The organism is Hydrotalea sandarakina (assembly GCF_003254115.1).
Lineage (GTDB): Bacteria > Bacteroidota > Bacteroidia > Chitinophagales > Chitinophagaceae > Hydrotalea > Hydrotalea sandarakina.
The window spans coordinates 345,393-372,130 of sequence record NZ_QKZV01000002.1 but is presented as its reverse complement, the minus strand read 5'-3'; the positions used below and the strand labels follow the sequence as shown (position 1 = coordinate 372,130).

Below are 26,738 nucleotides of genomic sequence, written 5' to 3'. Positions count from 1 at the left end.
CCGACTTTATGGTAGTCGTATATTATACCACACCTTACTTTTTAGATGCTGCTTTAGAAACTATTCAAAGCATAAAGTATCAGGTATTATTACATGTGATAATTGAAATATCACCGGAATCCAAACAGAGCAATGTAATTAATTTAGAAAACTTAGAAAAATACAATTATTTAGAAGATGCTGAATATGTTTTAGGAGAAGAAACATGGAAAAAATTTAAACCCTACTTTGAAGGTGTTTGCAGTGTAAAATTTGTAATACATAAAAGCAAGCGAGGATTTGGATTAACAAGTATTAAATATGCTTTTAAATTAGGAAGTCATATTAATAAGCTAAAAGCAAACATCATACATTTTGACAGTATAACCGCCAGAAGTATAGGACTATATCCATTTATACGATTTAAGAAATTATTCATTACTATACATGATCCCGTTCCACATAGTGGCGAAAATAATTGGAAACTAAACATACCCAGAAAAATATTTTTTAGTTGGGCCAAAGGATATTTCTTTTATTCGGATTTTTCGTTGCAACTTTTTAAAATTAACTATCAAAAAATAAAGGCACCACTAATGCAACTAAAGTTGCTTCCGTACAGTATTTCTGCACAAATAAAGGATAACAAATTTCATAGAAATAGTATCCTATTTTTTGGAAGGTTATCAGAATATAAAGGTATTGACTTATTTATAGAAGCCGCTAAAATTATTTTGAAAAAGCATCCTGAAGAAAAGTTTGTTATTGCAGGAGCGCCATCATTTAATTATGAAATTGATAAAAAACAATTAGTGGGATATGAAATGAATTTTGAGATACATGAAGGCTATTTAACAACTGAAGAATTAAGCGAAGAAATAATAAAATCAAAATTTGTTGTATGCCCTTATAGAGATGCTACACAAAGTGGCGTATTAATGACTGCTTTTGCAAACCGCAGAATGGTTGTTGCAACAAATGTTGGTGCTTTTAAAGAATACATAACACCCCACAAAAATGGATTATTATGTGAACCTAACAGCAAAGACTTAGCTGAAAAAATAGAAGAAGCATTAATAGATAATCAATATCAAAACATTGAAATGAATATTGAAAATGAAGACACTGCTACAGAAATAGAAAAAAACCAACATACCCTTTTGTATGCTTACGAAAGAGTATTAAAAATGAGAAATAAAAGAACTTCAAGTCTTAAATTATTTTTAACAAGAAAGTACAAATACAGAGAAGTACTAAAGATTAAAAGTTAGCAATGCATTTACTTATGCACAATTAATATATGGTAAAAGAAAAAAAAATTGCATTTGTTATACACGGCCTTCCAATGGGTGGTGCCGAAAAATTTATGATTGGTTTAGCAAATCATTTTAAAAACAAAAACTATAAAATACATATTATTCTATTAAGCAATGATGATGAATTAATTAAAGAAGTTCCAAGCGGTATAACAGTAACAAAAATATTAAAAAACAGCAGGTTCGATATTTTAGTTACTAAAAGAATAAAACAATACATTCAAAAAGAGGGAATAAATAAAATAATATGCATTAATTCTTATGCTTATTTCTTAACTAAAATTGCATATATCGGAAATAAGGATACTAAAATATTTGTTTCACTTCATACTACTAAGCCATTCTCTAGAAAGAGCTACTTACAAAATATAGTATATTTTAGATTTATTGATCAACAAGACTGTTTCATTTACATCTGTAAAAATCAAAGAGAATATTTACGAAAAAAGTATTGGATTAGTCCGAAAAATGAAGTAATAATTTACAACGGAATAGATACAGATTACTTTACTGCACAAAATGTAGATCAAAATAAAATTCCTGAAATTAAAACAAAACTTGGCATAAAAAATAATGAGCAAATTATTATTAAAGTAGCCAGAATTCAAAGTGAAAAAAACCATGAAGCAGCTATTAAAGCGCTTGATATTTTACATACTCAACTAAATAATAAGGCACACTTAATATTTGCCGGAAATGGTAATAGTAACTATATCAATAGTTTAACAAGCTTAGTTAAGGAATTAGATTTAGAAAATTATGTACATTTTATCGGAAATCAAGCCGATGTTCGCCCCTACTATGCACTTTCAGATATATTTACCTTAACTTCTAACAGTGAAACCTTTTCATTATCTGCATTAGAAGCAATGGCATTTGGCTTACCCTGCTCACTAACAAATATTGGAGGTGCCTCGGAAATGATAGAAGAAAATGTGAATGGATTACTAACTGCACCCAACAACCCAACATCTATTGCCAAAAGTTGGGATACGCTTTTAAGAATGAATGCAAATAAGGAATTAATAAGAGAATTGGTAATAAGAAAATTCAATATCAATAATATGCTTGTTCAGTACGAGCAACTAATAGAAAATTAAACATTATGAATATATTTATTACTCTTGATTACGAAATATTTTTTGGAGAAGCCACAAAGAATATAGAAAAATATTTAATAGAACCAACGAATAGATTATTAAACGAGTTAGATAAATATAACAAAAAGGCGGTATTCTTTATAGATATAGGATATGTAATTGCTTTAAAAAAGCAAATGCATAAACATATAGAATTACAAGAAAACTATAAAGCTATTGTTACTCAAATAAGTGATATAGATGATCGTGACCATGAAATTGGTTTACATATGCATCCCCATTGGGAAGATTGCTATTATGATGGAAAAAAATGGCATATGCATTTAAGCAGATTTAAACTTGCTGATTTTAACAAAGAAAAAGCTAAAGAACTTTTTATCCAATATCATAAAGAATTATCTGCTTTAGTACAACAAAAAATCATAAGCTACAGAGCCGGTGGTTGGTGTTTGGAACCATTTCATCATATTAAAGAAGCCATGGAAATATGCGGAATTAAAATTGATTCATCTGTATTTAGCAATGGTAAATCAACAACCAAAACCCATCATTTTAATTATACAAACTATCCAAATGAAACATGCTGGAATTTTAAAGAAGAACCCAAAATAATAAATGCAGCAGGGCCTTTCATAGAAATACCCATAAGCTCACACAGCGTAAAACCCAATTTATATTGGAAAGTGCTTTTTGATAGACTATTTAATAAAAAAAAGAATCAAGGAAAAGGGAAGTCTACTAAACCATCTAAAATTGAAACGTTAAAAAAATTATTTACCTCAACAACCGATGTATTATCTATTGATAATTATAAAGCTAATTTATTAATAACGACTGTAGAGAAATATTTTTTAGAGCACAAGAAAAATATTTGCATAATCGGTCATCCGAAATGTTTTTCAAATGAAACATTTCTTCAATTAGAGCAATTACTGCGATTCTCAATTCATAAAAACGCACCAATAAAATTGTTTAAACAAATGGTTCCAAGCAATGCTTTAAAAATAAGATAATATTAATATGTAAGACATAAAAAGCTTCTCTATATTCTTTAATACAATACAACATAAAAAAATGTACAAAAAATTTGAAGAGGTGCTATTCATAGGACCTGAAAAAGACTATGGCGGAATGGGCTCAGTATTAGAAATTTATGCTAACTATATACCAAGCTTTAAATTTATAGCCAGCTACCCCTCTTTCCAGTCGGGGCGAAAAGGATGGGAAAATAAAATATATGCCTCGCTATTTTTTTTGCAGTGTATATTTCACTACATATATGTATTAATATTTGATAGAAAAATAAAAATTGTACACATACATAGTGCTTCCAATGGCAGTTTTATTCGAAAATCAATTTTAACCCATATTGGAAAGGTTTTAAACAAAAAAGTGGTTCTACATATACATTCCGGAAATTTCAAAAACTATTATTACAATGCGGGTTTACTGAAGAAATATATAATATATACACTAAAGAAAAGCGATAAAGTAATTTGTCTGTCAAATGAATGGTTAGAATTTTATAGCAAAGAGTTGAACTTAAAAAATGTAATTGTACTTCCAAACCCGGTTGATACACACGTAAAAACATTGTTTGATTATAATAAAGAAAAAATTAACTTATTATTCTTGGGAAAAGTTTGTAAGGAAAAAGGAATTTTCGACTTAATAGAATTTCTTAAAACAAATGTATGGTTCCAAAAAAATTATATTGGGTTAACAATTGCAGGAAATGGTGAAATACAAAAATTATTACACATTATTAATAACGAAAATTTATCGGAACATATTCAATATATTGGTTGGATAAAAGCTGAAGAAAAAAATAGAGTAATTCAAGAAGCAGACATTTATATTCTCCCATCCTATTTTGAAGGTGTTCCAATTTCTATTTTAGAATGTATGTCAGCAGGAAAACCCATTATTGCAACAAAGGTTGGTGGAGTACCATCAATTGTAGAAGCTAATGAAAATGGGTGGTTATTTGAACCGGGAAAATTTGAGCAGTTAAATAAAATTTTCGATGAAATATTTTCTTCTAAAAAATTAATAACCAAGTATGGTGAAAATTCATGGATAAAAGCACAGAAATATAAACCGGAAGCAATTATTCAAAAATTGTTAACCATTTATTCTGAAATGTTACCTCTTCAGTCCAGTGTAAAAGAAGAAGTTAAGAACTACTTCTTGTAAAATCTCTAAAATTATTTTCAATTTTAAGAATATGCTTTTCAATTATTGGATAGGCCAATTAAGGTTATTAATAATAGATATTGCCAGAGGTACAAATATTAGAAAGCAGCTTGCTTATTTGCGCCGAGAACAATATTTTAATAGTAATGAAATAAAAAAAATTCAAAAGGAAAGATTAGACAGAATATTTGCATTAGCTCAAACCAATACAGACTATTATAGAAACTATAAAAGCTATGAAGAGCTTCCCATTTTAACTAAGGACTTAGTAAGAAAAAATGAAGATGGCCTAAAAAATAAAAATTTTAAAAAGAAATTATTTAAAAAAGGAACCAGTGGTTCAACCGGAACACCATTAGTGTACTATACTACCCAGCTTGCACAATCATTTATGTGGGCAGGATTATTACTTTCATGGGAAGTAACAAAATTTGTAGTAGGTGATAGAATAGCATTTATTTCAGGTTCAGCAATAATAAAATCAAGCACACAACATAATATATTCTACAAATTATTAAACATAAAATGTTATTCAACCTTTACACTAAATGATGAAAATATACAACACTATATTGATGATATTAAAAAAAGAAAAACAAAATTGATATACGGCTACGCAACCGCATTAGATAAAATGGCAACTTATATTAATAATAAAATGCCGGAAATCACATTTCCTCATCTTAAAGGCATTGTAAGTTCTGCGGAAGTATTAACAGAAGAAAACAGAAAAAATATTGAAACAGCATTTAAAACAAACGTTTATAATCAATATGGTTGTAACGAAGCAGGCATTTCAGCATTTGAATGTGAACACAAAAAAATGCATTTAATTTCCACCAGAAGTTGGTATGAAACAGATAAAGAAAACAATTTGATAAGTACAGACTTAGCCAATGAAGGCTTCATTATGTTGCGCTATTTTACAGGCGATAAAGTACTTTTCTCTAAAGAAAATGTTTGCAAGTGTAAAAGAAATTACCCAATCATAGATAATGTAATTGGCAGAAGTTATGACTTTGTGGTTGATATGAATAAGAAAGTTTTACATGCAGCCTTCTTTAATATTTTATTTCGAAACGATCCAACGGTAAAACAATTTCAAGTAACATTTAATAAAAACACCATCAAAATATGCTTAAATGTAGATAATACGAAAAGTCTGTGTGAATACGATATATACTTAAATGCAATAAAAAAACATCTACATTTTGAAAAATATGAAATGATATTTAATACACCATTTTTAACGGCAGAAAATGCAAAACATCGATATGTAATTGATGAAACCAATTTAGCCGGTTAAATTTTTGCAATGGGAAAAAATCTAAATTATACATTATGAAAATATGGTTCGATCTTTCGAATTCTCCTCATGTTAATATGTTTTATCAACTTATTAAGGAATTAGAAGCAGATGGACATGAAGTAATTATTACATCAAGGCCTTTAGCCAATACAATTGCATTATTGAATCAAAAAGGATTAACACATACACCTATAGGCGAACACTATGGAAAAAATATTGTAAAAAAAATATTTGGATATCCCATACGTGTTTATCAACTATACAGATTTTTAAAGAATAAAAAAATTGATGTTGCAGTATCACAAAGCTCATTTCACTCTCCGGTAGTGGCTAAGTTATTGGGCATCCCATCTATTTATACAAATGACAACGAACACGCTATTGGAAATAAAGCAGGTTTTTATTGTGCCACAAAGGTTTTTATTCCGGAAACACTGGCCATTAATAAAATCGCAAAAAATGGAATTTCATCTAAAAAAATTGAACAATATCCGGGTGTAAAAGAAGGTATCTATTTATGGCAAAAAGGAATTGCTATTCAAAATGAACGAAAAAATAATAATGATACTCAAATAAATATTTACATACGTCCTGAACCACAAACAGCACAATATTACAATGGCAAAAAAAATTTTTTAGATGATACGATAATTGCATTACAGAATAAATACAATATTATTATCCTTCCACGTGATAAAGCACAATCAGAACATTATCACCAGTCGAAATTTTCAAACATAGTAGTTGCTGACAAACCCATTGGCTTTGATGAAATAGCAAGAAAATGTACCCTTTTTATTGGTGCAGGCGGATCTATGACAAGAGAATTAGCCATTTTAGGCATACCTACTATTTCAGTATATCAAGATGAATTGTTAGATGTTGATAGATATATCATTCAAAAGAATTTAATGTTTCATGAAAAAGCATTAACACCGGATAAGGTAGAAGCATTTCTTCACAACTTAAATAACAAACAACCGGATTTAGAACTGATGCATAAAGGAGAGGCAGCTTATAAATTATTAAAAAACGAAATTTTAAAATTACAATACGTATGATAAAGGTAGCATTGATTGGCGCCGGAAAAATGGGCATATCACATTTGGCAATTTTAGGTGCACATAGTGATGTTAAAGTAGTAGGTGTAACAGATACATCTAAATTAGTAACCGATGTTTTATCGAAATATGGTTCATTTAACTGCTATAGTGATTATAAAAAAATGTTAGAGGCAGAAAAACCTGAAGCAGTTTTTGTAGCAGCACCCACAAAATATCATACAGAAATTGTAAGTGAATTACTTAAAAGAAATATACACGTATTTGTAGAAAAACCCTTTTCATTGAACACACATGAAGGAAAAACATTGGTTCAGTTAGCAAAAGAAAAAAAACTGATTAATCAAGTTGGTTATCATAACAAATTCTTAGGAACATTTGAAGAAGCGAAACAATTGATATCAGAGGGTTTTTTAGGAAAAATTCAACACTTTACCGGGGAAGCTTATGGCCCGGTAGTTGTTAAACCCAAACAGGATACATGGCGTTCAAAACCAACTGAAGGAGGTGGATGTCTAATGGATTACGCATCACATGTAATTGATTTAATAAACTATTTAATAGCGCCGGTTGAAAATGTGCATGGCTCTATACTAAAATCATTTTATTCAGATACTGTTGAAGATGCTGTATATGCATTATTAGAAACCAGCTCAAAAATTTCAGGAGTACTATCCGTTAATTGGAGTGATGAAACTTACAGAAAAATGTCAACCTCACTCACAATCATTGGCACAAATGGAAAAATAATTGTAGATGCTACTGAATTAAAAGTGTTTTTTAAAGACAATCAATGCCCAACAAATTATACCAAAGGCTGGAACATAAGGCATATTAACGAATTAACACAACCGGTTGATTTTTATTTGAGAGGCGAAGAATACTCATTACAAGTAGATTATTTTATCAAAGCAGTTCAAGGAAAAGTACCCAATATAATTAACACTTTTGAAAGTGCATTATTAACAGATATGGCCATTGAACAAATTAAAAATTTTAAAAATAACTAAAATGGAAAGAATACTATTTGGAGATAATCAGTTTTTTGGCGTGAACCATATATCTGATGAAAAATCCAGAGCACAGGCAATTAAATTTAAAGAAGATGCTGCCATACTTAAAGTGTTAGATCAATCAAGAGACTGTGGCATTAACACTTTTATGTGTACAACCCACGATAGAATAGCGAATATATGCAATGCCATTAGAAGTAATCCTGAGAAATATAAAGGGTATAAAATTTATCCATGCATGCCATATGCACACAAATATGCAAATGCTGTAACCGAGTTGGGAATTATGGGGGCAATGAAACAGTATGTACCCGGTAATTTTTTTGGAAGCTTATTGAAAGGAGGGGTTGCTTTTGTATCGAAGGATTATATATCAATGATGGAATTGATGATTGATGCTGAAATGAAAATGTTCAAAGGAATTGACACACCGGTTATATTTCTACAAAATGTAATAACTGACCTTTTAATTGGGTTAGGCATGAAAGATATTTTAAAAGCATTTAACGACTATATCATTAAAAAATACAATGCCGAACCCGGTTTTATTACTATGAACTTGCCTAAACTGGTTGATATGTTGGAAAGTGTAGGCATTGAAAATCCAATTATATGTACTTCCATAAATAAAGATGGATTTAGAATGTCGGGAGGAAAAGCATTATATGAACAAACATTACAAACTAAAAAAGTTAGAGTAATTGCTATGCAAGTTTTAGCAGGTGGCGCCATTTCGCCCAAAGAAGCTGTTGATTATGTTAATTCCTTACCCAATATTGCTTCTATTTTATTTGGTGCCTCAAGCAAAAACAATATAAAGGAAATGGTAACATTAATTAATACCCACGAATTACAACCACAGTTCAATAGTTTATAAACTATTCTCATCCCATTACTTCATCCCAAACCTTAATGTATGTTAATTACTTTAGTAGCAGGTGCAAGACCCAATTTTATGAAAATTGCACCTATCATTCATGCCATAAAAAAAGCTCAAAATAACGGTACACCCATTATGTATAGACTTGTACATACCGGACAACATTATGATAAAAAAATGAGTAGCGATTTTTTTGAACAATTAAACATACCTGAGCCTGATATAAATTTAGAATGCGGCGGCGGTACACAAGCTGAGCAAACCGCTGCTATTATGGTAAAGTTTGAGAAAGAGCTTTTAAATAATAGACCTAATTTAGTAATAGTAGTTGGCGATGTTACCTCAACAATGGCATGCACCATTACAGCAAAAAAATTATGTATAGATGTAGCGCATGTTGAAGCCGGCATAAGGTCCGGTGATATGACAATGCCGGAAGAAATAAACAGAATAGTTACCGATTCTATATGCGATCATTTTTATACAACCAGTAACTACGCCAATGAATTATTACGTAAACAACAAGTATCGGAAAACAAAATACATTTTGTGGGAAATACGATGATTGATACGTTGTATCACAATCTTCATAAAACTATTCAACCCGATTTTTGGAACCAATATCAATTAACAAATAAAAATTACTTTTTAATTACGCTACATCGCCCATCCAATGTTGATAATCCGGAAAAACTAAATTCTTTATTAAAGGAGATAATGTTAGCAACATCTGATTATCCGGTTATTTTCCCGGTACATCCACGAACTAAGCATATTATTGATCAACTTGAGATACAATATGAGCGATTAATTATGATTGACCCGCAACCCTACCTGCAATTTATATATTTAGTACAACATACCAAAGGAGTTATTACTGATTCCGGTGGCATAACAGAAGAAGCTACAGTACTTCAAATTCCTTGCATAACATTACGCAATTCAACCGAAAGGCCCGAAACAATTACCATGGGTACCAATGAGTTAATTGGTGACGATATGGAAAAAATGCATCAATGTATTCAGTTAATTCTTCAAAATAAATGGAAAAAAGGCACTGTACCACCTTTATGGGATGGCAAAACAGCAGAGCGCATTGTTGAAAATATTGCTAAAAATTACTTACAAAAAAAAGTAGCCATCAAAGAAACCTTGTAACACCTGATTATAAAAAGTGAATTGTAATCGATAATTTTCATATATTTTATGAACAGGCAATTAAAGTATTATTTACAAGCCAGCTTAATTGGGATGGATTTATTCATTCTAAATCTAAGCTATTTTTTGTCACGCATTTTCTTGTATGAAATTATGAATGAAAACATTCCTGAAAGTTTTTATTCATCATACTTTTTATTTTGGCTTTTAATTAATGCAAGCTGGATAATCATTTCATTTTACTTTGGTATTTATAATGAAAAAAGCATTTTACATTTTGAAACTTTTACGAAACGAAGTGCGCAGGTTTATTTTTTATGGATTGTAATAATGCTGTTTTATTTATTCCTATCAAGAGAGTTTAAATTATCGCGCTTTTTTATTATTTCAACAATTACCATTTTTGGCACCGGTCTTATCATCAATCGGTTTTTGTATTTAAGCATTAAAAAATACTTTCGAAAACAAAGTAATTTACTGAGCAAAGTAATGATTATAGGATATAATGATACGGCCAGAAAACTTGAAAGCTATTTTGAAGAAGAAGGATTAAATATGCGTTTAGTTGGTTTTGTTGAAAATAGCGAAAACGTTTCTGAATTAACACATCATCCAATATTTCCCGACATTACCAAAACCATAAAAGTTGCTGAAGATTTAGATGTTCAAGAAATATTTTCTACAATTTCACCAGAGCAAAATCATTACATATATCAATTAATGAAAGATGCAGAAATGAAATGCATTCGATTTAAAGTAGTACCCGATTTATCAGTTTTTTTTACCAAACCTGTACTTATTGATTATATAAGAGACCTTCCGGTTTTATCCTTTAGAAGTGAACCTTTGGAAGATATTGGCAACCGGGTAAAGAAACGAATTTTAGATATTGTTGTAAGTGCTTTGGTTGTAATTTTTATTTTATCGTGGTTATTCCCATTACTGGGTTTATTAATTTATTTAGAGTCGCCCGGGCCAATTTTGTTTAAACAAATAAGAACCGGAAAAAACAATAAACCTTTTTATTGTTACAAGTTTAGAAGTATGCGTATCAATAAAGATGCTGATACCAAGCAAGCTACCAAAAATGATAGCAGGGTTACACGAATAGGACGTTTCATTCGTAAAACAAGCTTAGATGAATTTCCACAATTTTTAAATGTATTAAAAGGTGAAATGAGTTTAGTTGGCCCCAGACCACATATGGTAAAACACACCAACGATTTTTCTAAAATGGTAGATCATTATATGATTCGTCAGTTTCTAAAACCGGGCATTACAGGTTGGGCACAAGTTAATGGGTATAGAGGCGAAATTTTTAATGATGAGCAAATTATTATGCGGGTTAGAAATGATTTATGGTATTTAGAAAATTGGACTATATGGCTAGATATAAGAATACTTTTCTTAACTGTGTACAATGTTATAAAAGGTGAAAAAAATGCTTATTAATTAAAAATGAGGCCCGAATGCAGAACCTCATTTTTAATTTTTCCGGAATGTATTGTATATTCATGTTTATAGTTTCATAATCTTTAAAGTTTGAACGGTAGTACCTTGTTGTACCTTCACATAAAACATACCGGTAGAAAAATTACTTCCAAAATTATAGTCATTATTGGGCGCCCCATCTAGTAAACTGTAAACAAGTTGACCATTGGAATTATAAACATAAATGGATATACGTTGGTTACTACCCGATTTTACTCGCAATTTAAATTGGTTGTGTGTAGGATTAGGAAAAGCTTTAATCTCCAATTTAAAACTATCAGTAGTTGTAGTTGCTGGGGCAATAGTAAATGATTGTTGAGCTGTACAGGCATTAGCGTCTTTAACAATTGCCAAATGATTACCTGCCGTTACATTATAAAACAAATTATTACTTTGAAAAGTGTTATCATCTAAACTATATGAAAATGCCCCTGTGCCTCCTGAAGCATATACAGCAACTGTTGTAGTTGTATTGTAAGGCGCTATAGTTGGAATAGGTACAGAAATAGTTAAAGCAGGTGGCTCAGTAATCGTAATAGTAATTACACCATAATTCCCTTTTGAATCAGTTACCTTGTAAGTATAAGTGCCGGCACCCACAGTAAAGGTACCAGCGCCTGTGTAAGGCGGTGTACCACCGGTTGCACTTACAGTAACAGTAGTTTTATCACCATTACATTTTATAGTTCCGGCAACTGCAGTTGCCCGTACAGTATCTGTTCCTGATGGTTGTGTTAAGGTAAAGTTTTGCGCTGCAGATGAGCAGCCGTTTCCATCTTTAACAACTATTGTATGCGTTCCCGCCATTACATTTGAAAAGCTTCCGGATGATTGAAAACTTCCACCATCTAAACTATAATTGTAACTGCCTGCACCCCCAGTGGCAGTAGCAGTAACCCAAGTACTTCCATTATAAACGGTAATAGTACCTGTATTAATACTAACACCGATGGCTGTTGGTTCTGTAACTGTTATTGAAGTTGAAGCAGTAGCACCGGTTGCATCTTTAACTGTGTAGGTATATGTTCCTGCTTTTACTGTAAAAGTTCCCGTACCTGTATAGGGCGATGTACCACCTGTAGCAGTAACCGTAACAGAAGTTGTTCCGCCGTTACATGAAATATTACCTGCAGTTGCACTTGCCTTTAAAGTTGTAGTAGAACTTATAGATTGAACGATTGTAAAACTTTTTGATCCACTACAGCCATTCGCATCGTTTACAATAACAGTGTGATTTCCCAAACCAATATTTGAAAAAGTAGAAGAGGTTTGAAAACTTCCACCATCAATACTGTAGGTATAACCGCCTGCACCACCCGACGCAGTTGCAGTAACAGATGTAGTACCGGTGGAGGTTGTTATATTTCCGGTAACTACACTTACGGTAATTGGAGTTGGTTGCGTAATAGTTACAGTGGTGCTAGCTGTATCGCCTTTGGCATCGGTTACCTTGTAAGTATAAGTACCGGCACCCACAGTAAAATTTCCGGTTCCTGTATAAGGCGATGTACCACCTGTAGCAGTAACGGCAACTGTAGTAGTACCGCCATTACATGTAATTTTTCCGGCAACTGCACTAATAGACAATGGATTAGTTGCTGCAACATTAGTAGTATGCTGCAACATGCCAATATCGGGTTTAGATGACGGCACTGAATTGCCGGCATAATCAGTTGATAAACCAACACCCTGACCAGTAGCAATTGCAGGACCGGGATTTAATAATGTATAATTCCATTGTGAAGCATCTGAATTACTGGTATTCGTAAACACGGCAGTTGTATTACCTAACAATGTTTCTGTTGGATCTAAAGTAAAATTTGTTTTTCCGCCATTAATTATATGATACAAATTGTTTTGGTGCACCATTTGACCATTGGTGAATTTACTTGCACTACCCGAGCTAATTACACTAATGCCGGTATTTAACCAAAAAATGTTATTTTTTAAAATAATAATATTTTGAATTGAAGACGTAGCCTGCATTCCCAACATATAAGTAGGCAATGTTAGTTGGTTTACTGTTTCTATAATGTTATTATTATAAAACTGAAGGTTATTAATTGTTATAGCAAAGGTACCACTGTTCTGTAAATACGCTAATGAACCATTATTAATAAGTAGGTTATAAGCTACTAACATATTATTACAAGTACCACCGGCATTACTGCCAATTTCAGTAAAGCCATTATTATTAATAGAGGTATTGTACATAAATGTATTATTGTTAATGGCAGACCCAAACATTTCTACCGCTCCCCCATCCCATCCATAGTCATAACTCATTGCCCAACAATCTTGAAATAAGTTATGGGTAACAATGTTATTACTGCCGCCAACCACAATACCATTAGCACCATAATCATCGTTATTATTGACACTGGTTGGGGTATTTCGAACCATACGCATATTATAAATCTTACAGCTATCCATTAAGTTATTACTACTTCCATCCCAAGAAACCCCAACACCAACTAAAGAAATATCTAAATTCCTAAGTTTAACATAATTACATTGATCCATTGAAACACCATATCCCACATTTGAAGTTATGGTATGGTCATTAGGATTCATGGTTGTATCCGTAATCTTAATACCATTTATTTCAATATAGCTTTGCTGATACATATAAATGGCATTACGTGCGGCATTCGATTTGCTATCGGGCAATGCATATTGAAAAACAGGCGGTGCAGATGCACTACCATAAGTAGTAAACACAATTGGTTTCCCAGCACTACCCGATACTGTAATATTTAGGTTACCAACAAAAGTTTGCCCACGCTTAAAAAAAATGGTGTCGCCCGCTTTAAAAGAATACATATTGCTGTTTACAGAAGCAAGGGACTTCCATGGAGTGTTCAATGATCCGTTTTGGGTAGAAGCGGTAGAAGAAGGATCAACATAATAATTAGTAGCTTTTGATTGACTTACTATTGTTAAAAAAATAAACAACAGCAGCCTAGGAATTACATAGGATGGCTTAATCATAAATATTGAATTTTTTTTGATATTGCATTTCCATTTTTTTGGTTGGAAATTTGCAATTATCAAGCCAAATGTAGTGTGTATGGGAATATTAAAGACAAAATTTTGTGGATTTTTTTAAGTATTTTTTACTTTTTTCCACATGTCATTTAATAAAAAACACTTACACATAAACATAATTTTTTACGTAAGCGTTAATTTTTTTGAAAAAAAGTAAATTTTAACACTTTTTAACTTCTGTTTGGCACGGCCAATACCCAATAAACACATCAAAAGGATCACTTTTGAAGCAATCCTTTTAAATAACAAGAAACTAAAATTATTGAATGACTTAAAAAATTTTTTAGTATTTATTCTTAGCGAAGTCTATCTACACTCTTTACCAATTGTTCATCTTTATAAATACCTCGCATAGCTAAAATTAATAAAATGGGCATAGCAATATAAATAAGAATAGAAATAGCCCAAGTACCTTGCACAAATGAACTTGTTTGAAAATACAACAACACTATTTGCAGTATGGTAAGTACAAATAGTAAAAAGGTCAACCACAACTGCCGCTTTCTATTCTTGAATAAAAAGATAAATACAATTGCAAACACACCTATAATTACAGTAATAATATTAATAAGTAATGAACTGCTAGCTGTTAAGCTTTTAAATACTGAGCTTTGGTTTTCCATTACATTACCGGTATAAAAAGGCAACTTTAATGATATAAATGCACAAGCTGCAGTTAATAACAGCCAAAGTGTTTGTATGCGTTGTATCATATGATTTAATTAAATAATTAAAAAACATTAACCTAACTCAGGATACAAGGGAAACTGCAGCATCCAATCATTCACACTTTTCTTAGTTTGTTCGATGATTGCTTGATTATCGGCATTCATTAATACAGTATCAATAGCATCTACTATAAAATTCATATGCTCCTCTTTGCAACCACGGGTAGTAACAGCAGCCACACCAAAACGAATACCGGAAGTAACAAAAGCACTTTTATCATCAAAGGGAACCATATTTTTATTGGCGGTAATATCAGCCATACCTAAAACTTGCTCTGCTTTTTTACCACTAATATTTTTATTACGTAAGTCAATCAGCATTAAGTGATTATCTGTGCCACCACTAATTATTTGATAATTTTTTGCAACGAATGCTTTTGCCATTGCTTGAGCATTGAGCTGAACCTGTTTTGCATATTGGGTAAACTCATCGGTTAAAATTTCTCCAAAAGCCACAGCTTTAGCGGCAATTACATGCTCTAAAGGCCCACCTTGGGTGCCCGGGAAAACTGCCATATCAATTAAATTACTCATCATCCGCACATTTCCTTTCACATCTTTTAAGCCAAATGGGTTTTCAAAATCTTTTCCCATCATAATAACACCACCACGAGGACCACGCAAAGTTTTATGTGTAGTAGATGTTACAAAATGACAATGTTCAAACGGATTGCCTAATAGCCCTTTGGCAATTAAACCTGCCGGATGTGCAATATCTGCCATTACGAAAGCCCCAACTTCATCGGCCACTTTTCTAATTCGGGCATAATCAATATCGCGGCTGTAAGCGCTGGCACCACAAATAATTAATTTAGGTTTTACTTTACGGGCCTGCGCTTCCAGCATATTATAATCAATTAAACCTTCTTCTTTTGTAACGCCGTAAAAATGGGGTTGATACAATTTTCCACTAAAGTTTACAGCAGCACCATGTGTTAAATGCCCGCCCATGCTTAAATCTAATCCTAAAATGGCATCACCTGGCTGCAAAATAGCCAACATTAATGCAGCATTTGCTTGTGCACCACTATGTGGTTGAACATTAGCGTATTCTATATTAAATATTTGCTTTAACCGATCAATGGCTAATTGTTCTGTTTGGTCAACAATTTCACATCCACCATAATATCTTCTACCCGGGTATCCCTCTGCATATTTATTCGTCATCACATTTCCCATAGCCTGCATTACTTGTAAACTGGTAAAATTTTCAGATGCAATTAATTCAATGCCTCTTCTCTGACGCTCTAACTCCTGACGAATAAGATTAAAAACAAGGGTATCTTTTTGCATAGAAATTCTTTTGAAAATTGTTTGTAATTGAATATTTGCAAAAGTAAATGTTCAATCTTAGCCTGCCATAACTTTTAAAAACTATTGCCGAAAAAACTTGATTTAGCTATAAAAAAAAGTTTTACCTATTTTCACACCCCCAAAAATGCACTTAATGATGAATAAACTGATTTGAAAACGGGAAATTATTCACCCAAACTTATTTTTTGATACTAAAGAAAAAACATAGTTTTAAAATCATTTTAGGTTATAAAACAAACCCAAAAACTACCCTCCAATAATGAAAGCAATAATTCCGGTTGCTGGTGCCGGCACCAAATTAAGACCACATACTTATACCCAACCTAAAGCCTTAATTCCTATAGCGGGTAAAACTATTTTAAGTTTTATTGTAGATCAGTTACATGAAGCCGGTATTCAGGAATTTATTTTTATAGTTGGTTACTTAGGTGAAAAAATTCAGGAATATGTTCACCAAACTTATCCGCACTTAATTACCCATTTTGTTTACCAAAATGAACGCCAAGGCACAGGCCATGCCATTGAATTAACTAAAAACATAGTTGGCAATGATGAGGTTTTTGTTACACTTGGTGATACCATTTGCGAATTTGACATAAAAGAAGTATTAGAAAGCCCATATAGCATGTTAGGTGTGAAGAAAGTTGATGATCCCAGGAACTTTGGCGTAGCATCTATAGATGATGATGGGTTTATTGAACAAGTAGTTGAAAAACCCGCCATTCCTAAAAGCAATATGGCATTGGTTGGTTTGTATAAAATAAAGGAAACTAATTTTTTGTATGATTGCTTGCATCACATATTTACCCAAAATATAAAAACATTGGGTGAATACAACTTAACCGACGCACTAGAATGTATGATTGCCAGAGGTGCAAAGTTCCAATCATTCAAAGTAAAAAACTGGTTTGATTGTGGTAAAAAAGAAACCCTTTTAGAAAGTAATGCTACTTTATTAAAAAAGTTTGGCGGAAAAATAGACCCCTCTGCTAAACTGGAAAATACCATTATTATTCCCCCTGTTAGTATTGGTGTGGGCTGCACTTTAAAAAATGCGATTATTGGGCCACATGTTTCAATTGGTGCCAATACAAACATTCAATTTTCTATAGTTCGCGATAGTATTATCGGTTCCTATACGCATTTATATGAAGTTGTGCTGGATAATTCTTTAATTGGCAGTGATGCCTCGGTTAAAGGATTGAGCCGCAGTTTAAATATTGGCGACAATACAGAAATTGACTTTGGATAAATAAGTTATTGAACAAAAATGTACACTGCTATGTTTTCAAATAGCATTACAAAGCTTTTTAAAATACAATACCCCATTATACAAGCCGGTATGGTTTGGGCAAGTGGTTGGAAACTGGCATCAGCAGTTAGCAATGCAGGCGGATTAGGCATTATAGGGGCCGGAAGTATGTATCCACCTGTATTGCGTGAACACATTACTAAATGCAAGCAAGCTACCGATAAACCATTTGCAGTTAATTTACCATTAATGTATCCCGACATTGATAAACATATTGAAACAATTATTGACTTAAATGTTCCTATTGTTTTTACCAGTGCGGGCAACCCAAAAACGTACACAAGTTTTTTAAAAAGCAAAGGCATTACCGTTGTACATGTGGTTAGCAGTAGTTTATTTGCGCAAAAAGCTGAAGCAGCAGGCGTTGATGCTGTTGTTGCCGAAGGATTTGAAGCGGGCGGACATAATGGACGTGAAGAAACCACCACTTTTGTATTAATACCTTTGGTTAAACAGGCAGTGAAAATACCAATAATTGCTGCCGGCGGTATTGCAACAGGAAGACAAATGTTGGCAGCTATGGTATTGGGTGCAGATGGTGTACAAATTGGAAGTAGATTTGTTTGTACTCCCGAAGCTTCATCACATATTAACTTCAAAGAAAAAGTAATAGCAGCAAAAGAAGGTGATACTTTATTAAGTATGAAAAAACATGTGCCTGTTCGCTTATTGAAAAATAAGTTTTTTGAAGAAGTACATGCAGCAGAATTAAATGGTGCTGATGTTAATACATTACAACAGTTATTAGGTAAAGGCCGTGCCAAAAAAGGAATGTTTGAAGGCGACCTAGAAGAAGGGGAATTAGAAATTGGACAGGTAAGTGCCTTAATTAATGAAATAAAACCAGCCGCAGAAATAGTTAATGAAATATGGCAAGATTTTTCGGCAGCATTACAAAAACCTATTGAAGGCATGTAAATAAGAAAGGATGGTGAAATCACCATCCTTTCTTAAGATTAATTTTTTAAAAAAGCCCATTTCCACATTTCTTTCCATGTAGGCTTCTTACCATACATTAAAATACCTACTCTATAAATTTTAGCTGCAAGCCATGTTGTAGCTAAAAAGCCGCCAATTAACAATGCCATACTAACCAACAACTGCCACAAGGGTACACCGTTAGGAATACCATGTGCAATACGTGCCATCATAACAATTGGAGAAGTTAAAGGAAACAAACTTCCAAAAACGGCAATAGAACTATTGGGATCATTAACCGCCTTTGTCATAATAACCATGGCAAAAATAATAGGCATGGTAATAGGCAATAATAAACTTTGTGCATCCTGTGGATCTTCATTTACAGCACTACCTACCGCTGCAAATAAAGAAGCATATAATAAATAACCACCCAAAAAATAAAAAATAAATGTTCCAATTAACAAAGGGAAATTAATGGTGCTTAAAGCAGACATAATACCCTGTAACTCTCCGCTATTTTTTACGGATTCTGCTGCTTGCATGGCACCGGGTTGCATAGGTAAATTATTGGTTTGTTGAGCCAGTTGAGGAAAAAATAGAGGCAACAACATGGTCAATATCAACACCAAAACAATCCAGATAATGAATTGCATTAATCCTACGGCACCAATTCCGGTAATTTTTCCCATCATTAATTTAAAAGGTTTTACACTACTTATAATTACCTCAGCAATTCTATTCATTTTTTCTTCCATAACACCACGCATTACCATAGTTCCATAAATGAACAGTATTATATATATCAAAAAGCCGCTAAAATAACCAACACCATAACTTATTCCTGCTTTGGCATTCGAATCTTTTTCACCTTGCAAACTGGTAAATTGTAATGTATTGGCATTTTGAATACTATCAATTTGTTTTTTATTCAAATTCAAAGCCATTAAACGTTTTTCTTCTAATAATTCCGAAAATTTTCTTTGAATTTTATCGCGGGTAAGTATTCCAATGGATTTATCAGACTTTAGAGAAAGGGTATCAAAACCCATTATGTTATAATTTTCAGGAATTACGATATAGCCGGTAATCTGCTTCTTTTGAATTAAATTATCTAACTCGCTTGTAGTAACGTTTTGCACAACATTAAAATGTATGTCTCCATTTTGTTTATCGTTAATATTCGTCATTAGCTTCGCATTATCAACAATAGCAATTTGAATATGATCACCGGTTTTTACCGAGAAATAAATGATAAGTGCATAAAACCCAAAAATGAGTAGTGGTAACAAAATGGTGGTTAATAAAAAAGTCTTCTTTTGTACTCGTGTTAAAAATTCACGTCGAGCTATTAAAAAAGTTTTACTCATATTAAAATGTTTACATGGTAATAGTTAAAGTTTACGGCAAGTGCATTTATTGTATGGCTTGAAATTTTCGAGAAGCAGCCCCTTGACTATCTTCTACCAATTGTATAAAAATATCATTTAAAGAAGGCAATATTTCATTGAACTGGGTAATATGGACTTTTTGATCAATGAAGAATTGCAGTACATCATTAGTCGAATATCCTTCTTGAATTGTAACCACTAAATTGTTTTTATTCTGAGTAACCACATTAAAAGCAGCGTTTATTGTTGCAGATGGCTGTTCAGAAAATGAAATATTAAATTTATTTTCTTTGAACTGCTGTTTAATATCACCTACATTTCCATCCAATATTTTTTTCCCGAGATTTACCAACACAATATGGTCACAAATTTCTTCAACTTGTTCCATACGGTGTGTACTGAAAATAACGGTAGCGCCCTGCTGTGCTAAACGAAAAATTTCTTCTTTAATAAGATTAGCATTCACAGGATCTAACCCGCTAAATGGTTCATCTAAAATAATAAGTTTAGGCTCGTGTAATACGGTAGTAACAAATTGCAGCTTTTGGCTCATCCCTTTACTTAAGTCTTCTACTTTTTTATTCCACCAACTTTCCATTTCCAGTTTTTTAAACCAAAAACGAATTTTAGTTAGTGCTTCTGCCCTACTTAACCCTTTTAATTGAGCTAAATACAAAGCCTGTTCACCAATTTTCATTTTTTTGTATAACCCTCTTTCTTCAGGCATGTATCCAATTTTGGCAGTATCATTCATGGGATTAAAAGGCCCACCATCAAACAATATCGTACCTTCATCGGGATAAATGATACCGGTTATCATACGCAACAAAGTAGTTTTACCGGCACCATTGGGACCCAACAAACCAAATATGCTACCATTGGTTATTTCAAAACTAATATCATCAACAGCTTTTTGTGTAGCGTAAAATTTTTTTAAATGCTGCAATTGCAGTAAAGCATTATTCATAAAGGGTTAACATTTAGGGTTTACCAAACCGCTTTTAAACAAGTGTTAGCAAGATAAATATTTATTATTAATAAAATATTATATCACTAAAATTTAATGATGAGTGGAATACTTTAACAAACCAGCAGTAAATTAAAGGTGCAAAGTTGCTGCTATAGTGGCCGCAACTAATTCACCATCCATTGCAGCACTAACAATACCACCTGCATAACCTGCTCCTTCCCCACAGGGATATAAATTTTTTACTTGTATATGCTGTAAATTTTCAGTTTTGCGGGGTATACGAACCGGCGATGAAGTTCTACTTTCGGTAGCAACTACTAAGGCTTCATTGGTATAATACCCGTGCATTTTTTTTCCAAACTGATAAAAACCTTTTTGCAAAGATTGATGAATAAAATCAGGCAATACAGTTTGTAAGGATGCCGATTGCACACCTGGTATATAACTACACTCGGGTAGTTGGGTAGATATTTTATTGTTCACGAAATCAACCATTCTTTGTGCAGGCGCTACAAATTTACCCCCACCGGCTGCATAGGCTTGTTGCTCAACCCATTGTTGAAAAAAAAGCAGTAACAATGGATGTTGCAAATAATGCTCTTTCTTCGCATACATTTTTTCCTGCATTTGTAATTGCAACCATTGTTTATGCTTTTGCAACCATTGTCCCGCATCGGCCTCATTTACTTGCACAACCATTCCACTATTGGCAAAAGGATTATTTCGTTTAGATGGACTCCATCCATTTACCACCAATTCATTAGGCGAGGTAGCTGCCGGTGCAATAATGCCGCCGGGACACATACAAAAACTAAATACTCCTCTATCATTTACCTGTTCTACCAAACTGTAAGCAGCAGGCGGCAAATGCGCATTACGTTCACTATGCGCAGGAAATGCTGTCGGTAATGGGCAATGGTATTGTATAGCATCAATTAAGGCCTGTGGATGTTCAACCCTTACCCCTAAAGCAAATGGTTTTGCTTCTATGGCTAAACCCTTTCTAAAAAACAGGTGAAAAATATCACGAGCAGAATGACCGGTAGCCAATATAACTGCATTGCCATGCCATTGTTGGCAATTGGCTGTAATTACACCTTTAATAACATTGTGCTCAATAACAAAATCTGTTACCCGCTGTTCAAAAAAACATAACCCGCCTGCATCAATAATTTGTTGCCGCATAGCAGCAATAATATGCGGCAACTTATTGGTTCCTATGTGCGGATGTGATTGATATAAAATTTTTTCGTCGGCACCAAACTGTACAAAGCGTTGTAGAATACTATCTATACTTCCCCGTTTATTGCTGCGGGTATATAACTTCCCATCACTATAAGTACCTGCACCACCTTCTCCAAAGCAATAATTACTATCTTCATTTACAATACCTTCCTTATTTAGTTTGGCCAAATCTCTCCTTCTTTCTCTAACGGATTTACCGCGTTCTAAAATAATGGGCTGTATGCCATGCTCAATCAACTTTAATGCGGCAAATAATCCCGCAGGTCCGGCACCTATTATGAGTACTTTATGGGCTGCATTATGAACAGAAGAATATTCAATATGTTGAATGGAACGATTAACAAATGGTTCATCAACAAAAACATGAAGGGTTTTATTAATCCAAATTTGCTTTCTACTTCTTGCATCAATGGATTCTTTTTCTATAAAATATCCGTAAATACGGGTTGGAGGAATGCCCAGCTGCTGAACCAAATGGCTTTCAATAGCTTTTTCATTCGCCGCTTCATCGGGCGTTAAACGCAGTACTATTTTTTTTTGCATGTTGATAGGTTTTTATCCTATAAAATCATGAACCATTAAAATGGTAAATCATCGGCAGGCATATCATCGGAAGTAGCATCCGGAACAAAATCGGGAGCATTACTTTGCATGTCGCTAAGTTTAGCCGATTCCATACGCCAAGCATCTAAATTGGTAATGTAGTTTTCTTTACCATCTTTAGTCCATTTAGTACCTTTTATATTAAACAAAACTTTTACTGTTTCACCAATTGAAAATCGGTCGGGCATAGAAGTTTTATCTTGCACACACTGAAATTTTATATAATTGGTAATGGTTCTTCCACCAATATCTTCCGATTTTTCAATAACAAATTCACGTGTTTTAAATGTTTCGGTACGTTGAACAATATCATATTTTGCTACCAACTTACCTGTAATTTCATAACTCATATATCAAATATTTATTGCGGCAAATGTAGCAGTTTAAAAAGGGAATACCATTCTTAAATTTTAATATTTTCTGTACATTTTTTTTGTACCTTACTGCTCAAACACCAACTATCTATGTTAAAGGCCATTTCCATTAGTAGCTTTACCTGCTTATGTATTGCATGCATTGGCCATTCGCAAACCGTTTCAACTGTTCAGTTTCAGTATCACAGCATATCATCTTCTATCCAAGCAGATAGTGCTACCCAACAATGGCTTAAACCCTACAACGATAGTATTGAAAAATATTTAAATACAACAATAGGCTTTGCATTAGAAAATGTTTATAAAGGCAAAGGAGGTGGTGCTTTGGGAAATTTAGTAACCCAAGCAATGTTACACCAAGCACAAACAAAAACCGGCACAACTATACATGCGGCAATGCTTCATCCCGCTTCCATTAAAGGTTATTTGGCGCAGGGAAATATTACAATCGGTTCTTTAACCCAACTTTTACCTTACAATAACCAACTGGTAATTGTTTCAATTAGCGGGTTACATTTAACCCAGTTTATTCAACAAATGGCTGCTGATGGTGGATGGCCTATTTGCGGAATTAAGTATAACATAACACCCCAAGGAAATGCTACCAATATTTACATAAACAATGAACCTATAATTCCCGGCAATACCTACCAAATTGTGGTAACTGATTATATGAAAAATGGTAATTATAAATGCGAAATTTTAAAATTATTACCTCAGGTTTCATTAAATACCAACCTAAGAGAAAGTTGCAAAGTTTATATTGAATCGTTCACCAATAACCATGAGCCACTTGCCATTAATAAAGTATCACCCATAAACTATGTTTATGAATAGAAGAGATTTTATAACAAGCACGGCTAAAGCGGGTTTATTATTCAGCTTGCCTATTATTCCAAACAAATTTTTATGGGTAGATGGTAGCACTATTACATTTACATTATTACATACCAATAATTTACAAAGCAACTTATTTCCTGTAAAAAATGAATATGATACTGAACGCCATACGGGAGGAATTGGAGCACACAAAAAAGTGATTGATGACATAGTAAAAAATAATCCTTATACTTTATTGGTTGATGCGGGTGATTTTTGTGGAGATGGCCCTGTTTTTGATACATTTAAAGGCAAGGCTGAATTAGAAGCTTTGAAATATTTAGGATATCACGCTTTTACATTGGGAGAAAAAGATTTTATGGCAGGAATAGACCATTTAGCGAATAACTTAACATTAACCGGTATGAAGCCTGTAGTTAGCAATTATGATTTCACGCATACAGCTTTACAAAATTGTTATGAACCATACAAAATAATAGAATGGCCAAACTTAAAAATTGGTATAATGGGTATTGTACTGCCACTGCATGACAAAATTTCTATTCCGGATAAAGAAAAAATAGTTTACCTTGATGCGGTGGAACAAGCCAATACAACTGCCAACTATTTAAAGCAAAAAAATTGCAATATGATTATCTGTTTATCGCACTTAGGCGACCGTTATTCAGATGGCAACTTAAGTGATGAAATACTTGCAAAAAATAACTATGATATTGATGTAATTGTTGGCGGCCACACACAACGTTTTTTTAAGCAGCCTAGAATTTATCAAAATAAAAGCAGTGGTTACACAATTGTGAACCAAGCCGGATGGGGAGGTGTTCAATTAGCCCAACTAGATTTTGAAATAGACAATAAAATGAACAAAAATTTGCTGCGAACGAAAAACTTTTTACTAAAGGAAAAAAAGAATCAATAAAAAATTTTTTTTTCAACATAAAGTCTACATATTCGCAGTCCGTCTAAAATTTTTTTGTGCAGTTTGATGCTGAGGACTTATATGGGGCATTCAAAAATTATTCTAAAACTTATTGATAAATTGTTGCAAATAGTATGGTAAAAACTGCTGAATCAATCTGGAACAATTGCCTTAAAATTATTAAAGATATTGTAGAGTGGCAACATTTTAAAACATGGTTTGAGCCCATAAAACCAATTGAATTAAAAAATAATGTATTATTAATTCAAGTACCCAGCCAATTTTTTTACGAATACCTGGAAGAGCACTATGTTAACTTATTAGCTAAAACCTTAAAGCGTGAATTAGGTAAAGATGCTCGTTTGGAATATAGAATAATGGTTGATAGCGGTAATGGAAGAAATGGCAGCATGGACTTGCCTGCCAGTGGCATGAAAATTTATGCAAACAATGAAATGAATTTCCCGCTGGTGATTGATAACCCGGTTAAAAATCCTTTTATTATTCCGGGATTAAAGAAAATGCAAATTGACCCTCAATTAAATCCTACTTATACATTTGAATCATTTATTGAAGGTGATTGTAACCGTGTAGCGCGCAGAGCCGGGAAAACTGTTGCCGAAAAGCCCGGCGCCAACTCATTCAATCCTTTAGTTATATATGGTGGTGTTGGTTTAGGAAAAACACATTTAGCTCAAGCTATTGGCAATGAAGTAAAAAGATTACATCCCGGCAAAGTGGTTTTATATGTTAGCAGTGAAAAATTTATTAATCAGTTTCAAGACCATAGCCGCAATAATGCCATCAACGACTTTATACATTTCTATCAATTAATTGATGTATTGATTATTGATGATGTACAATTTTTCAATCGTGCCGAAAAATCGCAGGATGCATTTTTTGCCATATTCAATCACTTACACCAAAGCGGTAAACAATTGGTATTAACATCTGATAAAGCCCCTAAGGATTTAGATGGCATGCAAGAACGTTTATTAAGCCGCTTCCGCTGGGGTTTAAGTACCGATTTACAATTACCGGATTATGATACCCGCATTGAAATTTTAGAACATAAAATGAAGAATGACGGGTTAGACATGAGTAAAGATGTAGTGAAATATGTGGCTTATAACATTAATACCAATGTTAGGGAATTAGAAGGCGCATTAATTTCATTATTAGCCCAGTCATCATTAAACAAAAAAGAAATTGATATAGAATTAGCCAAAAAAGTATTGCGCAATTTTGTTAAAACAACCAGCAAAGAAATTACCATTGAAGCCATACAAAAAATGGTATGCGAATATTTTGATGTACCGTATGAACGTTTATTGCATAAAACAAGGAAACGTGAAATTGTACAGGCTCGTCAAATTACAATGTACTTAGCCAAAGCATTTACAAAAAATTCATTAAAAACCATAGGCGAGCATTTTGGAGGAAGAGACCATACAACCGTTATTCATTCATGCCAAACCGTAAAAGATTTAATGGATACGGATACCATTTTTAGGGAAAATGTTATGGAATTAACACAAAAGGTGCAATTAGCTGCCATGTAATGAATCAATTT

General features: G+C 32.9%; 22 protein-coding genes. 15 read left to right on the top strand and 7 right to left on the bottom strand.

The window, feature by feature from the left end; all coding sequences use genetic code 11:
- Window positions 1-8: 8 nt before the first annotated feature.
- The 10 genes from LX80_RS04505 (at window position 9) to LX80_RS04460 (ending at window position 11,464) form a co-directional block, all read left to right on the top strand.
- Window positions 9-1,250: a glycosyltransferase family 4 protein gene (locus LX80_RS04505; protein ID WP_111293852.1), complete on the top strand. Its 1,242-nt coding sequence runs from the start codon at window positions 9-11 to the stop codon at window positions 1,248-1,250.
- Window positions 1,251-1,324: 74 nt separating this feature from the next.
- Entirely contained in the window at window positions 1,325-2,395 is a 1,071-nt protein-coding gene (locus LX80_RS04500; RefSeq protein ID WP_170120375.1) for a glycosyltransferase, read from the top strand.
- Between the two features lie 5 nt (window positions 2,396-2,400).
- Window positions 2,401-3,408, top strand: a complete 1,008-nt coding sequence (locus LX80_RS04495; protein ID WP_111293850.1) for a polysaccharide deacetylase family protein — start codon at window positions 2,401-2,403, stop codon at window positions 3,406-3,408.
- A 61-nt stretch (window positions 3,409-3,469) separates the two neighbouring features.
- On the top strand, window positions 3,470-4,591 hold the full coding sequence (locus tag LX80_RS04490; protein ID WP_111293849.1) for a glycosyltransferase family 4 protein: 1,122 nt from the start codon (window positions 3,470-3,472) through the stop codon (window positions 4,589-4,591).
- Window positions 4,592-4,622: 31 nt separating this feature from the next.
- Window positions 4,623-5,897: a phenylacetate--CoA ligase family protein gene (locus LX80_RS04485; protein WP_111293848.1), complete on the top strand. Its 1,275-nt coding sequence runs from the start codon at window positions 4,623-4,625 to the stop codon at window positions 5,895-5,897.
- A 35-nt stretch (window positions 5,898-5,932) separates the two neighbouring features.
- Window positions 5,933-6,961 carry a DUF354 domain-containing protein gene (locus LX80_RS04480; RefSeq protein ID WP_111293847.1) on the top strand — a complete coding sequence of 343 codons (1,029 nt, stop codon included), beginning with the start codon at window positions 5,933-5,935 and terminating at the stop codon, window positions 6,959-6,961.
- On the top strand, window positions 6,958-7,971 hold the full coding sequence (locus tag LX80_RS04475; RefSeq protein ID WP_111293846.1) for a Gfo/Idh/MocA family protein: 1,014 nt from the start codon (window positions 6,958-6,960) through the stop codon (window positions 7,969-7,971). Before LX80_RS04480 ends, LX80_RS04475 begins: the two co-directional genes overlap by 4 nt.
- Before the next feature lies 1 nt (window position 7,972).
- Window positions 7,973-8,851 carry an aldo-keto reductase family protein gene (locus LX80_RS04470; protein ID WP_111294000.1) on the top strand — a complete coding sequence of 293 codons (879 nt, stop codon included), beginning with the start codon at window positions 7,973-7,975 and terminating at the stop codon, window positions 8,849-8,851.
- Between the two features lie 39 nt (window positions 8,852-8,890).
- Complete coding sequence (gene wecB / locus LX80_RS04465) at window positions 8,891-10,012, top strand: non-hydrolyzing UDP-N-acetylglucosamine 2-epimerase (protein ID WP_111293845.1); 1,122 nt, start codon at window positions 8,891-8,893, stop codon at window positions 10,010-10,012.
- A gap of 48 nt (window positions 10,013-10,060) precedes the next feature.
- The gene (locus LX80_RS04460) at window positions 10,061-11,464 is read left to right on the top strand and encodes an undecaprenyl-phosphate glucose phosphotransferase (RefSeq protein WP_111293844.1); all 1,404 of its coding nucleotides are present in this window, start codon (window positions 10,061-10,063) and stop codon (window positions 11,462-11,464) included.
- A gap of 66 nt (window positions 11,465-11,530) precedes the next feature.
- On the opposite strand, the gene LX80_RS04455 is transcribed toward LX80_RS04460, so the two are convergent.
- The 3 genes from LX80_RS04455 to LX80_RS04445 all read right to left on the bottom strand — a co-directional run bounded on the left by LX80_RS04455 (window position 11,531) and on the right by LX80_RS04445 (window position 16,572).
- Window positions 11,531-14,494, bottom strand: a complete 2,964-nt coding sequence (locus LX80_RS04455) for a T9SS type A sorting domain-containing protein (RefSeq protein WP_146250375.1) — start codon at window positions 14,492-14,494, stop codon at window positions 11,531-11,533.
- 353 nt (window positions 14,495-14,847) lie between these two features.
- Window positions 14,848-15,264 (bottom strand): DUF4293 domain-containing protein, encoded by a 417-nt coding sequence (locus tag LX80_RS04450; RefSeq protein ID WP_111293842.1) that lies wholly within the window; start codon window positions 15,262-15,264, stop codon window positions 14,848-14,850.
- 27 nt (window positions 15,265-15,291) lie between these two features.
- Window positions 15,292-16,572, bottom strand: coding sequence for a serine hydroxymethyltransferase (locus tag LX80_RS04445; RefSeq protein ID WP_111293841.1), 1,281 nt, complete (start codon window positions 16,570-16,572; stop codon window positions 15,292-15,294).
- Between the two features lie 280 nt (window positions 16,573-16,852).
- Here LX80_RS04445 and LX80_RS04440 point away from each other — a divergent pair, with 280 nt between their 5' ends.
- Window positions 16,853-17,845, top strand: a complete 993-nt coding sequence (locus tag LX80_RS04440) for a sugar nucleotidyltransferase (protein WP_111293840.1) — start codon at window positions 16,853-16,855, stop codon at window positions 17,843-17,845.
- Between the two features lie 30 nt (window positions 17,846-17,875).
- Window positions 17,876-18,823 (top strand): NAD(P)H-dependent flavin oxidoreductase, encoded by a 948-nt coding sequence (locus LX80_RS04435; RefSeq protein WP_111293999.1) that lies wholly within the window; start codon window positions 17,876-17,878, stop codon window positions 18,821-18,823.
- 38 nt (window positions 18,824-18,861) lie between these two features.
- Here LX80_RS04435 and LX80_RS04430 read toward each other — a convergent pair whose 3' ends face one another.
- The 4 genes from LX80_RS04430 to LX80_RS04415 form a co-directional block, all read right to left on the bottom strand.
- On the bottom strand, window positions 18,862-20,193 hold the full coding sequence (locus LX80_RS04430) for an ABC transporter permease (protein ID WP_111293839.1): 1,332 nt from the start codon (window positions 20,191-20,193) through the stop codon (window positions 18,862-18,864).
- A 46-nt stretch (window positions 20,194-20,239) separates the two neighbouring features.
- Window positions 20,240-21,181, bottom strand: coding sequence for an ABC transporter ATP-binding protein (locus LX80_RS04425; RefSeq protein ID WP_111293838.1), 942 nt, complete (start codon window positions 21,179-21,181; stop codon window positions 20,240-20,242).
- Window positions 21,182-21,313: 132 nt separating this feature from the next.
- Window positions 21,314-22,972: an NAD(P)/FAD-dependent oxidoreductase gene (locus LX80_RS04420; protein WP_111293837.1), complete on the bottom strand. Its 1,659-nt coding sequence runs from the start codon at window positions 22,970-22,972 to the stop codon at window positions 21,314-21,316.
- A gap of 35 nt (window positions 22,973-23,007) precedes the next feature.
- Window positions 23,008-23,382 carry a DUF3127 domain-containing protein gene (locus LX80_RS04415; protein ID WP_111293836.1) on the bottom strand — a complete coding sequence of 125 codons (375 nt, stop codon included), beginning with the start codon at window positions 23,380-23,382 and terminating at the stop codon, window positions 23,008-23,010.
- A 114-nt stretch (window positions 23,383-23,496) separates the two neighbouring features.
- Between LX80_RS04415 and LX80_RS04410 the strand changes: the two genes are divergently transcribed.
- The 3 genes from LX80_RS04410 to dnaA all read left to right on the top strand — a co-directional run bounded on the left by LX80_RS04410 (window position 23,497) and on the right by dnaA (window position 26,727).
- Window positions 23,497-24,243, top strand: a complete 747-nt coding sequence (locus LX80_RS04410) for a 5'-nucleotidase C-terminal domain-containing protein (protein WP_111293835.1) — start codon at window positions 23,497-23,499, stop codon at window positions 24,241-24,243.
- Complete coding sequence (locus tag LX80_RS04405) at window positions 24,236-25,165, top strand: metallophosphoesterase (RefSeq protein ID WP_170120374.1); 930 nt, start codon at window positions 24,236-24,238, stop codon at window positions 25,163-25,165. Before LX80_RS04410 ends, LX80_RS04405 begins: the two co-directional genes overlap by 8 nt.
- Before the next feature lie 134 nt (window positions 25,166-25,299).
- The gene (gene dnaA / locus LX80_RS04400; protein WP_111293833.1) at window positions 25,300-26,727 is read left to right on the top strand and encodes a chromosomal replication initiator protein DnaA; all 1,428 of its coding nucleotides are present in this window, start codon (window positions 25,300-25,302) and stop codon (window positions 26,725-26,727) included.
- Window positions 26,728-26,738 lie beyond the last annotated feature (11 nt).